This window comes from Allobosea sp. 10N428, assembly GCF_056394545.1.
Window position 1 is genome coordinate 521976 of sequence record NZ_JBFTIC010000002.1, and the last position, 13927, is coordinate 535902.

Below are 13927 nucleotides of genomic sequence, written 5' to 3' on the forward strand. Positions count from 1 at the left end.
CGGTATCGATGAGCGGAAACACGAGCCAGCTCCAGGTCGGCGACAAGACCGTCGACATGGCGATCAAGCAAGGGTCGGTCGGCCCTGCCGTCATCGACATCGGCAAGCTCTATGCCCAGACGGGCATGTTCACCTACGACCCCGGCTTCACCTCGACCGCGAGCTGCGAGTCGCAGATCACCTATATCGACGGCGACCAGGGCGTGCTGCTCTATCGCGGCTACCCGATCGAGCAGCTCGCCGAGCATGGCGACTTCCTCGAGACCTGCTATCTCCTGCTGTACGGCGAGCTGCCGACCGCCGCGCAGAAAGCGGATTTCGACTATCGCGTCACGCGCCACACAATGGTGCATGAGCAGATGGCCCGCTTCTTCCAGGGCTTCCGCCGCGACGCGCACCCGATGGCCGTCATGGTCGGCTCGATCGGCGCGATGTCCGCCTTCTATCACGACTCCACCGACATCTCGGACCCGCATCAGCGCATGATCGCCTCGATGCGCATGATCGCGAAGGTGCCGACGCTGGCGGCGATGGCGTTCAAATACACCGTCGGCCAGCCCTTCGTTTATCCGCTGAACTCGCTGGACTACACCTCGAACTTCCTGCGCATGTGCTTCGCGGTCCCGGCCGAGGAGTACAAGGTCAACCCAGTGCTGTCGCGCGCGCTCGACCGCATCTTCATCCTGCACGCCGACCACGAGCAGAACGCCTCGACCTCGACCGTGCGCCTCGCCGGCTCGTCGGGCGCCAACCCTTTCGCCTGCATCGCGGCCGGCACGGCCTGCCTGTGGGGGCCTGCCCATGGCGGCGCCAACGAGGCGGCGCTCAAGATGCTTGAGGAGATCGGGACCGTCGACAACATCCCGAAATACATCGCCAAGGCCAAGGATAAGAACGATCCGTTCCGCCTGATGGGATTCGGCCACCGGGTCTACAAGAACTACGACCCGCGCGCCAAGATCATGCAGAAGACCACGCATGAAGTGCTGAACGAGCTCGGCATCAAGGACGACCCGCTGCTGGACGTCGCTGTCGAGCTGGAGCGCATCGCGCTGCACGACGAGTACTTCATCGAGAAGAAGCTCTACCCGAATATCGATTTCTATTCGGGCATCACTCTGAAGGCGATGGGCTTCCCGACGTCGATGTTCACCGTGCTCTTCGCCGTCGCCCGCACGGTCGGCTGGATCGCGCAGTGGAAGGAGATGATCGAGGATCCCTCCCAGAAGATCGGCCGCCCGCGCCAGCTCTACACCGGCTCGCCGCAGCGCGACTATACGCCGATCGGCCGCCGCTGATCCCAGCGCAGCACGAACGCCAGCAAGGGCGCGGTGGTCTCCACCGCGCCCTTATTGTTTCGGAAGATTGATCAAAGCCATGTGGATGATCCGCGAGCGCGTCGGGGAAGGTGCTGAAGGACCCGAGGAAGTATTCTTATGCCTCCTCCGGTGTCGGCGCGCCGCTGCATCTCTCCGGCGAGCTGTTTAAATCGCTCGGCGGCGTCCAGATGAACCATGTGCCCTATCGCGGCGCCGGCCCGGCGCTGAACGACGTCGTCTCTGGCGCGGTGCCGATCATGTTCGACAACCTCCCCTAGGCCGGCTTCATCCGCGAAGGAGCGCGTCGCGTCCTTCCCGGATGTGCCGACCATCGCCGAGAGAGGCCTGCCGGGCTATGAGACCTATACCTGGAGCGCGCTGTTCGGCCCGGCCAACATGCCCCACCCTGTCGTCGAGAAGATCAATCAGGCCGCCAACCAAGCGCTCAAGGACGAGGGCGTGAAGAAAAAACTCAACGACGTCAGCGCCGACATCGTCGGCTCGACGCCCGAGCAGCTCGGCGAGCACGTCAGGACCGAACTCGCCAAATGGGCGCCGATCGCCAAGGCGTCCGGCGCGGCCGTCGAAGAAGCCGGCTTATAAACTCAAGCCTCGCGGCGAGCCTGCGAGGTGACCAAGGTCAACGCCGCTTCGACGGCGTTGGCGGCCGGACTGGGGCCCGCCGAGCGCATGATGGTCTCGACCTCGGCGAAGCCGTCGAGCTGCACCCGCCGTTCGGGCCCCTCGGCGAGCGCCGCCAGCAAATGCCGGCCCAGGGCCTCCGCCGTCGCATCGTCCTGGATGAACTCCGGGACGACGTTCCGGCCCAGAATCAGGTTCGGCAGGATCACGCTCGGCAGCTTGATGAGCCGCCGGGCCAGCACTGCCTCCCAGTCTGCCCCGCGATAGGCGGCAACCGTCGGCACGCCCGACAAGGCCAATTCGAGCGTCACGGTGCCGGAGGCGGCCAGGGCCGCGCGGGCCCCGCGGAAAGCGGCGAGCTTGGCCGCCTCGCCGCCGACGATCTCCGGCGTGACCGACCAACGCGCCGCGGCCTCGGCGATCATCGGCTGGAGCCGGGCGACGGCCGGCAGAACAAAGCGCGCGCCCGGAACAGCCGCCGCCGCCCGTGCGACCGCCTCGCCAAAAACCGGCATCAAATGATGGATTTCGGAGCGCCGGCTGCCGGGCAGGACCAGAACCAGCGGCCGCGCCGCATCGTCCCGGACAGCTTGCTCGGCCGGGCCCGGCCTGAACTCGCCGAGGCGTTCCATCAACGGATGGCCGACATAGATCGTCTCAGGACCGCGCAGCCGCGCGAGAGCAGCTGGTTCGAAAGGCAGCAGCGCCAGAATGCGGTCGACATGCGGCGCCATGCGGCGTGCCCGGCCGGAGCGCCAGGCCCAGACGCTTGGGCAAACCCAGTGCACGATCGGGATATGGGGCGCTCGCGCCCGCACCTTCTTCGCCACCCGCAGGCAAAAATCCGGGCTGTCGATGGTCAGCAGCAGATCGGGCTGAAAATCGGCAATCCCGCGTGCCGCATCCTCCATCCGTCGCAGCAGAAGCGGCAGGCGCGCGATCACCGGGCCGAAGCCCATCACCGCGATATCGGCTTGCGGAAAGAACGGCTGTAGCCCCGCTTGCGGCAGGCCGTGATCGCCGACACCGCGCAGCTCGATTGGGCGATCACCCAATCGCTCGCGCAGGGCTGCAAGAAAGCGCAGGGCGAGCGCGTCGCCAGAGGCCTCGCCCGCGATGATGGCGAGCTTGAAGGGTCGCATCAGGCGACGCCTTCGATGAACAAGCCAAGTTGGTCCGCCTGCCGTCCAAGCGCCGCGCGGTCGCCGACCAGCACCGCGCCCGCCTTGAGGCCGATGCCCGACAGGCCAGCCTCGGCGATGTTGCGCAGAGTGTCCGGGCCAATAGCCGGCATGTCGACGCGCAGATCCTGCCCCATCTTCGGGGCCTTCACGAGAACGCCATCGCCCTTGCCGATCTTGAGGCGTCCCCGCGCGACGAGATCCGCCACGCGCTTGATCATAGCGTCGGTACCCTCGGCAGCTTCGATCGCGATGATCCGGTGGTCGGCGATGACAGCCGCCTGCCCGACATCGAATGGCGACAGCGCCGCCAGCAGCGAAAACCCGCGCTCAAGCACGGCCTTCTGTCCTGCCCCCGCCTGCTTGCGGCCGAGCGGCCCCTGAGGCGCGGTCAGCTCTGGCGCGATATCCGCCGGGCCGTGGACGCGGAAGCCCTGCTCCTCGAAGAAGCGGACGACACCACGCAAGAGATGGTCGTCGCCGCCCTGGAAGGCGCGAGCGAAGTAAGGCAGATATTTCAAGGTCGAGGCTTCAGGCCGCAGCGCCCCGAAGCTGGGCCGCGGCAGGCTGCCCAGCATGACGATATCAACGATGCTGCGTCGGCGCAGCTCGCCGAGCAGGCTGCCGAGCTGCCCGAGACGGTAACTCTGCACATCGGCATCGCCGAAAGCAGCAGGGTCGGCTGCGCCCTCCAGTGCCGCGACGAAGGGGCGCTCGCCATGGTCGGCGAGATTTCGAGCCAATCGGAGCGGGTACTCGCCTGCTCCCGCGATCAGCACGAGCGGGCCGCGCGCGATTCCCGCGGAGCTCACCGCTCCGTCGGAGCGACGTCGTGCGGCATGCAGAGCGCCTTGTCGCCACCTTCCCTGATGAAATCCAGGATCTCGTGGACCAGCGGATGCGAAGCGAACTCGGCCGCGACATCCTCGACCCGCTCGGTCAACGTCCCTTCATCGGCGAAGAGCAGGCGGTAGGCGCGGCGCAGCTCGTGGATCTGCTCGCGCGTGAAGCCGCGGCGCTTGAGGCCGATGAGGTTCAACCCGACGAGGTGGGCGGGGTTGTCGCGGATGGTGCCGAAGGGAATGACATCGCTCAACACCCCGGCGCCGCCGCCGATGAAGGCATGGTCGCCGATACGGATGAATTGCTGCAAGCCGGCGCCGCCGCCGACGATGACGAAGTTGCCGATCGTGACATGACCGGCGCACATCACGTTGTTCGAGAAGATGACGTTGCTGCCGAGACGGCTGTCATGGCCGACATGCGAGTTGGCGAGAAAGAAGCAGCGGTCGCCGACGGACGTCACCATCCCCCCGCCTTCCGTGCCCGGATTCATCGTAACACCCTCGCGGATCTGGCAATCCGCGCCGATCGTGAGCGTCGAGGGTTCACCCCGGTACTTCACATCCTGCGGCGGGTGGCCGATCGAGGCGAAGGGAAAGATCTTGGTGCGCGGGCCGATCGTGGTCCGACCGGCGACGACCACATGGCTGACGAGCTCGACGCCCTCTCCCAGCACGACATCGGGACCGACGGTGCAGAATGGGCCGATCGTGACCCCCGCGCCGAGCTGCGCCTTGGGATCGATCACCGACATCGGATGGATGGAGGGGCTCATCGGGAACTGGTCCTGATCTCGCAACACCGTGGCCTCAAACGACCATCGCCGAAATTTCGGCCTCGGCCACGAGCACCCCTTCCACCCGCGCCTCGCCGCGATAGAACCAGATGTTGCGCTTGCGGGCGAGCTTCGTGAGATGGAAGCGCAGCGTGTCGCCMGGGATGACCGGCTTGCGGAATTTGGCCTTGTCGATCGTCGTGAACAGAACCGTCTTGACCTCCTGCTCACCCGCAGCCCGTGCGTTGACAACCAGAACGCCGGCGGTCTGCGCCATCGCCTCGATCATCAGCACGCCCGGAAAAACCGGGCGCTCCGGGAAATGGCCGGTGAACTGCGGTTCGTTGACGGTGACGTTCTTGATCCCCACGCCGGATTCGTCGCCGTTGATCTCGACAACGCGGTCGACCAGCAGGAATGGATAGCGGTGGGGGATGCTGGCCATGATCTTCTGGATGTCGATCACACCCAGCGTCGTCGTCGCCTCGCTCATCGTCTGTCTTCTCCTGGGCCCCGTCCCTGAGCGGCGGCTCGCATTCTCTTCAACATGGGCGACTGCGAAAACCGCTTCCGCAATCGGCAGCAATTCCAAAGCGTTCCGCCCGTTTGCCGGAAACAGGGCAGCTTCGGCAACCTAAATCTGTCGGCACTGCGACAGAAAGGTCCGGCAGCGTGTTCTCACTTTCCGGCAGGCCCGCTTCAGTCCGCGGGCGAGTCTGATTTCCGGCCGCGCTTCGCAACCAGCGTCTTGAGCAAGGCGCTCTCCCGCGCCCATGCCAGCGCCGGCTGGGCCGGATAGCCGCCATATCGCGAGCCACGCGGAACGTCGCCGGCGACCCCGCTCTGAGCGGCGATCTGGGCACCGGCCCCGATCGTGAGATGCCCTGCCAGGCCGACCTGCCCGCCGAGCACGACGAAATCCTCGAGGGTCGAGGAGCCGGCGAGGCCGGTCTGAGCACAGATCACGCAGTGGCGGCCGATGACGCAATTGTGGCCGATCTGGACGAGGTTATCGATCTTCGTACCCTCGCCGATCACCGTGTCGCGGCTGGCGCCACGGTCGATACAGCTGTTTGCGCCGATCTCGACGTCATCCTGGATGATGACGCGACCGACCTGCGGCACCTTCATGTGCCCTTTCGGGCTCATGGCGAAACCGAAGCCATCCTGCCCGATGCGGGCGCCCGGATGGATGATGACGCGGTTGCCGATCAGTGCGGATTGGATCGTGCTCCCTGCGCCGATCGAGCAATTGCGCCCAATCCGGACCTGCGGACCGATCACCGCATGCGATGCAACGACGGTGCCTGCCCCGACTTCCGCGCCGGGGCCGATGACGGCCCCCGGGTCGACCGTCACGCCGGGCTCGATAACCGCGGTGGCATGAACGATGGCGCCAGGCGCCACGCCTTGGGAAGCGAACACGGATTCAGGCCGCAACGCCGAGGGAAAGCACCGCGCCAGAACCTTGGCGAAGGCGTGATACGGCGCAGGCGAGACCAGCGCGACCGTGCCCGCGGGAACGCGGTCGGCGAAGCGCGGCGAAACCAGGCACAAGCCCGCTTTGGTCGCGGCCAGCGCCTCGGTGTATTTGGGATTGTCCATATAGGCGACGTCGGACGGGCCGGCCATTTCCAGGGCCGCCGCCCCCTCGACGCGACGCGCCGCGTCGGCGCCTGCGGGCAATTGCGAGCCCGAAATGCTTGCGACCTCGCCGAAATCGAGCGAGGTCGCGAAAGGAAAGAAAATGGGATCTGCCATGACTGGGTCCGGAGCGGGGCGCGTGGCCCCGCCGCGTCAGAAGCGGGTGCCGCCGGAGAAGCGGAAGGCCTGGAGACGGTCGCCGCCGTATTTTCCGGCCAGACCGGTGGTCGGGTTAACGCCGTACTGACCGTCGTCCTTGGTCAGAGCATAGGCGTAATCGAACCGGATCGGACCGAGCGGCGACTGCCAGAGCAAGCTGACGCCGACCGACGAACGCAGGATGTTCTTGTCGCGAATACAAGCGACGTTGCTCTGCGCGCCGCCGGTGACGACGTTGAACTGACGCGCCTCCGAACCAGCCGGGCAGTTGAAGATGACCGACTTCGAACCGCCGTCGTAATTGAACAGCGTGCCGGCGTCGGCGAAGACTGCGCCCCGCAGACCGATATCCCGCGGCAGGCCCCAGATCGGGAACTGCACCTCGACGGTGCCGCCGAAATAGGTGGTGCCACCCACGGCGTTTGCGGTCGGGTCGTTCAGCACGTCGCGCGGCCCGATGCCGGACGGCGCGAAACCGCGAACCAGTGTCGGTCCGAGGAAGTAGTGGTCGACCATGCGCAGGTTGCCGCTGGTCGCCTGAACGTGACCGCCCTGTACGCGGACGAAGCCGACGACGTCGTCGAAGATCTCGCGGTAGTAGCGCGCATCGGCCGCGACGCGGAGGAACTTGGAGTCGCCACCGAGGCCGGCGAATTCCGGCTTCAGCTCCGCGATGAAGCCGTTGCGCGGGCTCTGCACGCTGTCGAGCGAATTGTAGTTGAAGTTCAGGCCGACGAGTGAAGTCAGGGTGTCGCCCTGCGCTTCCTTGACCGCCACCGTCGCTTCGCCGTTGGTCACGCAGTTGTAGATATCGGTGGGGCCGCCCGTCGGCGTAATGCCGGGGATCGGATAGGTACAATCGTTATAGGGACGATTGACGTCGTTCGGAATGGTGATGTTGGTCTGGTAGAGCGAGTAGCGCGGCGTAATCGAGAACTCTTCCGTGATCGGGAAGGTGAAGCGCAGCTGACCGCCATTCACACGGCTCTCGAAACGGCCGGTGTTGTAGTTGTCGTTGTACTTCGAGAACAGGTCGATACCTGCCGCCACGCGATAGCCCAGGAAATAGGGCTCGGTGAACGAGAAATCGATGCCCTGCGTGCGTTGGCCGAGCGTGCCCGCGATGCGGACGAACTGACCGCGACCGAGGAAGTTCGACTCCGACAGCGAGACTTCGCCGATGACGCCGTCCGAGGTCGAATAGCCACCAGCGATGGAGAACGAACCGGTCGCCTTGTCCTCGACGTCGATATTGAGGATGACGCGATCCGGCGCCGAGCCGGGCTCGTTGGTGATCCGGACCTTGTTGAAGAAGCCGAGATTGTTGAGACGGCGCTCGGCGCGGTCGATCATCACCTTGTTGTAGGCATCGCCCTCGCCGAGATCGAGCTCGCGGCGAACCACATAGTCGCGGGTACGGGTGTTGCCGCGCACATTGATGCGCTCGACATAGACCCGCGGACCTTCGTCGACGACATAGGTGATGCCGATCGTACGGCCGGACGCATCGCGATCGCCGCGCGGACGAACCTGGGCGAAGGCATGGCCGCGACGCGCAACCTCGGTCGTCAGCGCAACCAGCGACTTCTCCACCGCTTCGGCGTTGTAGGTATCGCCCGCCGACGTCGCGACATAGCGCTGAAGCGCCGCCTGATCGACATCGCGCAACGCGGAATCGACGGCGACGTTGCCGACCTTGTATTGCGGTCCTTCCTCGATCTGGATGTCGACGACCCAGCCGCCGGCCGCGTCGTCGAAGCGAGCGGTGTTATTGACGACCTGGAAATCGGCAAAGCCGTTCTTCAGGTAGAAACGCCGGATGAGATCGAGGTCGGAGCTGATCCGGTCCGGATCGTAAACGTCGGAGGTCTTGATCCAGCTCAGGAAGTTCGACTCGGTCGAGCTCATCAAGCCGCGCAACCGGCTCGCCGAGTAAGCCTCGTTGCCAGTGAAATTGATCGACTTGATGCCGGTCTTGCCGCTCTCGTTGATCGTGAAGACCACGTCCTGGCGGCCATTCGGCAACGGCGCGATGCGGCCGGTGACCGAGGAGAGGCCATAGCCGGCGCGGCGATAGGCCTCGCGCAGGCGCTGGATGTCGGAATCGATGAGCGCCTGGCTGAGCGGACCACCGGCGCGCGACTGCACCAACGGCGCGAGCTGATCGCTCTTCAGGCGACGGTTACCCTCGAAAGCGACGCGGTTTACCGTGCCGTTCTGCTCCTGGACTGTCACGACGGTCTGCGAGCCGCGGCGCGTGACCTGGACATTGCTGAACAGGCCCGTGACGAGAAGGCTCTCGCGAATCTCCTGAGGATTCTCGCGCCCGGCCGCATAGGAGCGGATGGTCTCCGCATCGACGCGCCGGTTGCCGTGAACGACAACAGCCTGCGCGAACGCCACACCACCACTCACGGCCAGCATCAAAGCCGAAAGTCCGATCGATCGAGAGAGCCGCAGTTTGGTCGGCCGGCTCTGTTGGGTCGACGTCATCGGGTCGCCTATTCCATATCTCTGGTCACCACCCCCAAGCGGGGACCGCCGTCAGACGACGGCAGCACGGGGACATTGCGGTTCAATCGCTTCTACAAAGTTTCCAGCAGGGTGCAAACCGGGATCATCGTTAACAAAAGATTTTTAACGACCTCGTTGCGGAGAGGCCACGCGGCCTGCCGCGATTTTGCCCGAAAGTGCCGCGCCAGCCGGATTTCAGAGCATTCCACGCACGTGGACGATGTCGTTCCAGGTCACGAACAGCATCAGCATGAGCACAAGGGCAAGCCCCAGCCGGAAGCCGATTTCCTGCGCCCGCGGGCTCAGCGGACGGCCGCGCAGCGCCTCATAGAGGTAAAACATGAGGTGGCCGCCATCGAGCATCGGCACCGGGAGGAGATTCATCAGCCCGATCGAAACGGACAGGATTGCCGCGAGATTGATCAGCCCGAGCAAGCCGCCACTGGAAGCAACGAGGCCGGAAACCTGGGCGATCCGAATCGGCCCGGAGAGTTGGTCGGTGGATTCGCGCCCGCTCACCAGCTTCGCGATATAGTCATAGGTGCGGGTGACGACGAACCAGGTCTCGGTGACGCCCATCCGCAGTGAATCGATCGCGCCGAAGCGCTGGGTCGTCCAGTCCTCGGGCTTCGGCGAAGCCCTGACGCCGATGACGCCGATGCGCTGCGTCCCGACCGGCGTCTTCTGCTCCGAGAGCGCCGGCGTGACCGGCAGATCCAGCGCGCGGCCGCTGCGATCCACGGTGACGGTCAGGCGCTCCTCCGGCCTGGTCGAGATGATGCGCTGCATCTCGGAGAAGCTGTCGATCTTGTGCCCGTCGATCGCAATGACGATGTCGCCAGCCTTGAGCCCGGCGGTTTCCGCAGCGCTCCCGGCCACGACGGCATCGACGCGCGGGATCAGCACCTGCTTGCCGAACAAGAAGGTCGTGCCCGCGAAGATCAGAATCGCCAGCAGGAAATTGGCGATCGGGCCGGCGGCGACGATGGCCGCGCGTTCGGCTATCGACTGCGCCGGAAGCGAACGGGCGCGCTCCTCCGGCGTCATTCGCCGGACAGCCGCGTCATCGGGGGCGCTCGCTGCATCCGCATCGCCCGAGAATTTCACATATCCGCCAAGTGGGATGAGCGCGAAGCGCCAACGCGTACCATGTCGGTCATTGAAACCGAACAGCTCGCGGCCGAAGCCGATCGAGAAAGTCTGCACGTCGACGCCGCACCAGCGGCCGACGAGAAAATGCCCGAGTTCGTGAACGAAGACGACGAGCGTGAGAACAAACAGGAACGGCAGCAGATAGCCGAGCGCAAAATGCCCGGCATTCCAGAGTGACGCCGCAAATTCCATCGAACTCTCCCGTTCCTCGTCCTTAGGTGGCAGTGAACGGCGCTTGCGACAAGAGCGAGGCGGCTCGGCGTCTGGAATCTTGGTCAACGGCCAGCGCGGCCGCGACATCGCGTGGGGCTTCTCCTGCCGCAGGCATGGCAGCGCAGACCGCCTCGACAAGCGCCGGAATTCCCGCAAAGCGCAGCCGCCCTGCCAAAAACGCTGCAACAGCCACTTCATTTGCGGCGTTGAGCACGGCGGGCATGGCGCCCCCGTCGCGCAACGCGGCGATTGCAAGGCCGAGCGCCGGAAATCGGTCGAGATCCGGTCTCTCGAAACTCAGCGGCGCCGCAGTCGCCAAATCGAGGAACCGCGTCGGCGGCGCATCGAGGCGGCCATCGATGCCGAGACAATGGGCCGCAGCAACCCGCATGTCCGGCAAGGCCATGCCCGCACTCACCGAACCGTCCCGGAAAGTGACCAGCCCGTGGACGATCTGCTGGGGATGGACGAGCACGTCGAGCTGATCCGCTTCCAGCCCGAACAGGAAGCGGGCCTCGATCAGCTCGAGCCCCTTGTTCATCATGCTCGCCGAATCGACGGTAATCTTGGCACCCATCGCATAGTTCGGATGCTTGAGCGCATCCTCCGGTCCGGCCGCGGCGATACGCTCCGCGCTCCAGGTCCGGAAAGGACCGCCGGACGCAGTCAGTGTCATGCTGCGGATGGCGCAGAGTGGCTCGGCCCCCAGAACCTGGAACAGCGCGTTATGCTCGGAATCGAGCGGCAGCAGCCGCGCGCCGACCTGCGCGGCCCGGGCCATGACGGCCTCCCCGGCGCAAACCAGGCTCTCCTTGTTGGCGAGGGCGATCGTTCGGCCGGGCAGGAGCGCGGCGAAAGTCGCCTCCAGCCCCGCAGCGCCCGAAATCGCGCTGACGACGATATCGGCGGGACGTGCCACTGCCTCCAGCACGGCCGTCCGCCCTGCCCCGCTCGCGATACCGGTACCCGCCAGCGCCTCCCGCAATGCCGGACCGCCGGCCTCGTCCGCCAATGCGGCGAAGGAAGCCCCCGTTTCGATCGCGACTTGCGCCAGCGCCGCCGCATCCTGTCCGCCGACAACCGTTCGGATCGCCAGCCGTTCCGGGTTTTCCGCGACGATGTCGCGGACCGAACGTCCGACGGAGCCGGTGGCTCCGAGAAGGGTCACTATACGAAGCGGCATCGGCTCAGATGTTGAGATGGATCGCGAAAAGCGCAAGCCCGGCCAGTACGAGAACAGCCCAGTAGCCATCGAGCCGGTCCAGAAAGCCGCCATGCCCCGGGATCAGCTTGCTTGAATCCTTGGTGTCGAAGCGGCGTTTCAGCGCGGATTCGAACAGATCGCCTGCCTGGCTTACAATCGATCCGGCCAGCGATGCGGCAATGACCGGACCGGCCGCGGTCAGCCCTTCGAACGCCGGCGACAGCCGCCAGACCAGATAGCCGCCAACCGTCCCGGCCACGGCACCGCCGATCGCGCCGGACCACGTCTTCTTCGGGCTGACGCTCGGCATCAGCTTGGGGCCGCCGAGGCTGCGACCCGTGAAATAAGCGGCGATGTCCGTGAACCAGACCACCGCGAAGCTCCAGAGGATGAGAACCAGCCCGATGCCCGGCAGATCGCGCATGGCCGGCGTTACCAGCGCAAAAGCCAGGGCGTAGCCGACGCCGCAGAGTTCCAGCGCGAGGCGAGAGCGCACGAAAGGGGTGGCCAGCGCGCCCAGCAGCGCCGCCGCGGCTGCCGTGCCGGCCAGCGCGGCCGGGCTCGCCGGGGAGAAGGTCAGGGCCACGCCTGCGACGACCACCCCGATGCCGGCCGGAATCGCATTGGACCGGCTGACGATGGCCAGCCATTCATAGGCCACGATGCCGGCCACCAGAATCCAGATCAGGCGGAAGGGCCAGCCACCCCAGATCGTCGCGAGCAGGATCAGCGCGGCGAGGACGAGCGCCGAGACGACCCGGAGCTTCAGCTCGCCCGGGCCCGGTCGCGGCGCAGTTGGGACGGGTTCATTCACGCGACGCCCACGCTGCGGTCAGCGGGAGTGGACACGCCACCGAAGCGGCGCTCGCGCTGCCGATATTGCGCCAGAGCATCTTCGAAGACGGCGCGATCGAAATCCGGCCACATCACCGGCACGAAGACGAACTCGGCATAGGCGGCTTGCCACAGCAGGAAATTGGAGATGCGCGTCTCGCCCGAGGTGCGGATCACCAGCTCGGGATCAGGCAGGTCGTGGGTATCGAGACGGCCGGCGATCGCAGCTTCGTCGATTGCGGCCGGGTCGATGCGCCCCGCCACCGCATCGGCGGCAAGGCGCTGCGCCGCGCGCACGATCTCGTCCCGCGAGCCGTAGTTGAAAGCGATCACCAGCACGAGGCCGGTATTGGCGTGGGTGCTGGCCTCGGCATGTTCGACGAGGCGGCGCAGGTCGGCGGCAAGGTTCTCGCGATTGCCGATGATGCGGACCCTGACATTGGCCGCCGACAGCTCGGCCAGATCCTTTTCGACGAAATGCTTGAGCAGCCCCATGAGGAAGGTGACTTCCGCATAGGGGCGGCGCCAGTTCTCGGTCGAGAAGCTGTAGAGGGTCAGAACCGAAAGCCCGAGATCGCTGGCGTTGCGAACGGTGCGGCGCAAGGCCTCCAGCCCACGGCGATGACCTTCCTGCCGCGGCAGGCCGCGCATCTGCGCCCAGCGGCCGTTGCCGTCCATGATGATGGCGACATGGGCCGGGTTGGGCACATCTGCCTCGCTCTGACCGGATGACATGCGGATGAGCCTCGCTCGACCGGAAGGGCGCGGGACCGATCCCGCGCTGGGATCAGACGTGCAGGATTTCCTTTTCCTTCGCCGCGAGCGCCTGGTCGATCTCCGCGATGTGCTGGTCGGTCGCCTTCTGAACCAGATCGGAATTGCGCGCGGCATCGTCCTTGGTCATGTCGCCGTCCTTCTCGAGCTTCTTGACGACGTCGATGCCGTCGCGACGGACATGGCGCACCGAAACCTTGGCCTCCTCGGCATATTTATGCGCGACCTTGACCATCTCCTTGCGGCGCTGCTCGTTCAGCTCGGGGATGCGGATGCGCAGCACCTGGCCCTCGGTCTGGGGATTGAGGCCGAGATCGGATTCGCGGATCGCCTTGTCGACGGCGTTGACCATGCTGCGATCCCAGACCTGGACGCTGAGCAGGCGCGGCTCCGGCACGCTCACGGTAGCAAGCTGGCTGAGCGGCGTGCGGGCGCCATAGGCCTCGACCTGGATCGGGTCCAGCATGTTGGCCGAGGCGCGGCCGGAGCGCAGCGAGGCGAGATCGCCCTTGAAGGACTGCACCGCGCCGGCCATGCGGCGCTTGAGGTCGGCGAGGTCGAACGTCGTCTGGGCCATTTCAATCAGGACCTTGCAGATAATCCAAAATCGGCGCGACCATGGCGGCGAGGCCGCCCAGGGTCAAGAATTACATGCTCGAACAGCATGTTCCCC

Annotated in this window: 12 protein-coding genes and 1 pseudogene; 2 read left to right on the forward strand and 11 right to left on the reverse strand. The window is 65.7% G+C overall.

The genetic code is table 11. The features are described from left to right. The first annotated feature begins 8 nt into the window (after window positions 1–8). The gene (gene gltA / locus AC1DDA_RS08880) at window positions 9–1298 is read left to right on the forward strand and encodes a citrate synthase (protein ID WP_149128843.1); all 1290 of its coding nucleotides are present in this window, start codon (window positions 9–11) and stop codon (window positions 1296–1298) included. A gap of 119 nt (window positions 1299–1417) precedes the next feature. Next, window positions 1418–1922, forward strand: a pseudogene (locus AC1DDA_RS08885) (Bug family tripartite tricarboxylate transporter substrate binding protein); the annotation flags it as partial. Between the two features lie 2 nt (window positions 1923–1924). Here the strand turns inward: AC1DDA_RS08885 and lpxB are convergent. From lpxB to frr, 11 genes are all read right to left on the reverse strand, one after another. Then, window positions 1925–3103 (reverse strand): lipid-A-disaccharide synthase, encoded by a 1179-nt coding sequence (gene lpxB / locus AC1DDA_RS08890; RefSeq protein WP_476795485.1) that lies wholly within the window; start codon window positions 3101–3103, stop codon window positions 1925–1927. After that, on the reverse strand, window positions 3103–3954 hold the full coding sequence (locus AC1DDA_RS08895) for an LpxI family protein (protein ID WP_476795486.1): 852 nt from the start codon (window positions 3952–3954) through the stop codon (window positions 3103–3105). The genes lpxB and AC1DDA_RS08895 overlap by 1 nt, the downstream gene beginning before the upstream one ends. Further along, window positions 3951–4760: an acyl-ACP--UDP-N-acetylglucosamine O-acyltransferase gene (gene lpxA / locus AC1DDA_RS08900; protein ID WP_476795487.1), complete on the reverse strand. Its 810-nt coding sequence runs from the start codon at window positions 4758–4760 to the stop codon at window positions 3951–3953. Before lpxA ends, AC1DDA_RS08895 begins: the two co-directional genes overlap by 4 nt. A 34-nt stretch (window positions 4761–4794) precedes the next feature. Continuing rightward, a complete protein-coding gene (gene fabZ, locus AC1DDA_RS08905; RefSeq protein WP_441512617.1) occupies window positions 4795–5253 on the reverse strand; it encodes a 3-hydroxyacyl-ACP dehydratase FabZ in 459 nt (152 codons plus the stop codon). Window positions 5254–5459: 206 nt separating this feature from the next. After that, window positions 5460–6521: a UDP-3-O-(3-hydroxymyristoyl)glucosamine N-acyltransferase gene (gene lpxD, locus AC1DDA_RS08910; RefSeq protein WP_476795488.1), complete on the reverse strand. Its 1062-nt coding sequence runs from the start codon at window positions 6519–6521 to the stop codon at window positions 5460–5462. 36 nt (window positions 6522–6557) lie between these two features. After that, window positions 6558–9056 carry an outer membrane protein assembly factor BamA gene (gene bamA, locus AC1DDA_RS08915; RefSeq protein ID WP_476795489.1) on the reverse strand — a complete coding sequence of 833 codons (2499 nt, stop codon included), beginning with the start codon at window positions 9054–9056 and terminating at the stop codon, window positions 6558–6560. Between the two features lie 216 nt (window positions 9057–9272). Next, window positions 9273–10421 (reverse strand): RIP metalloprotease RseP, encoded by a 1149-nt coding sequence (rseP, locus tag AC1DDA_RS08920; protein ID WP_441512620.1) that lies wholly within the window; start codon window positions 10419–10421, stop codon window positions 9273–9275. 22 nt (window positions 10422–10443) lie between these two features. Beyond that, window positions 10444–11625, reverse strand: coding sequence for a 1-deoxy-D-xylulose-5-phosphate reductoisomerase (gene dxr, locus AC1DDA_RS08925; protein WP_476795490.1), 1182 nt, complete (start codon window positions 11623–11625; stop codon window positions 10444–10446). Window positions 11626–11629: 4 nt separating this feature from the next. Beyond that, window positions 11630–12460 carry a phosphatidate cytidylyltransferase gene (locus AC1DDA_RS08930; protein ID WP_476795491.1) on the reverse strand — a complete coding sequence of 277 codons (831 nt, stop codon included), beginning with the start codon at window positions 12458–12460 and terminating at the stop codon, window positions 11630–11632. After that, entirely contained in the window at window positions 12457–13215 is a 759-nt protein-coding gene (locus AC1DDA_RS08935) for an isoprenyl transferase (protein WP_476778580.1), read from the reverse strand. The genes AC1DDA_RS08930 and AC1DDA_RS08935 overlap by 4 nt, the downstream gene beginning before the upstream one ends. A gap of 52 nt (window positions 13216–13267) precedes the next feature. After that, window positions 13268–13831: a ribosome recycling factor gene (gene frr / locus AC1DDA_RS08940; protein WP_441512624.1), complete on the reverse strand. Its 564-nt coding sequence runs from the start codon at window positions 13829–13831 to the stop codon at window positions 13268–13270. Window positions 13832–13927: the final 96 nt, after the last annotated feature.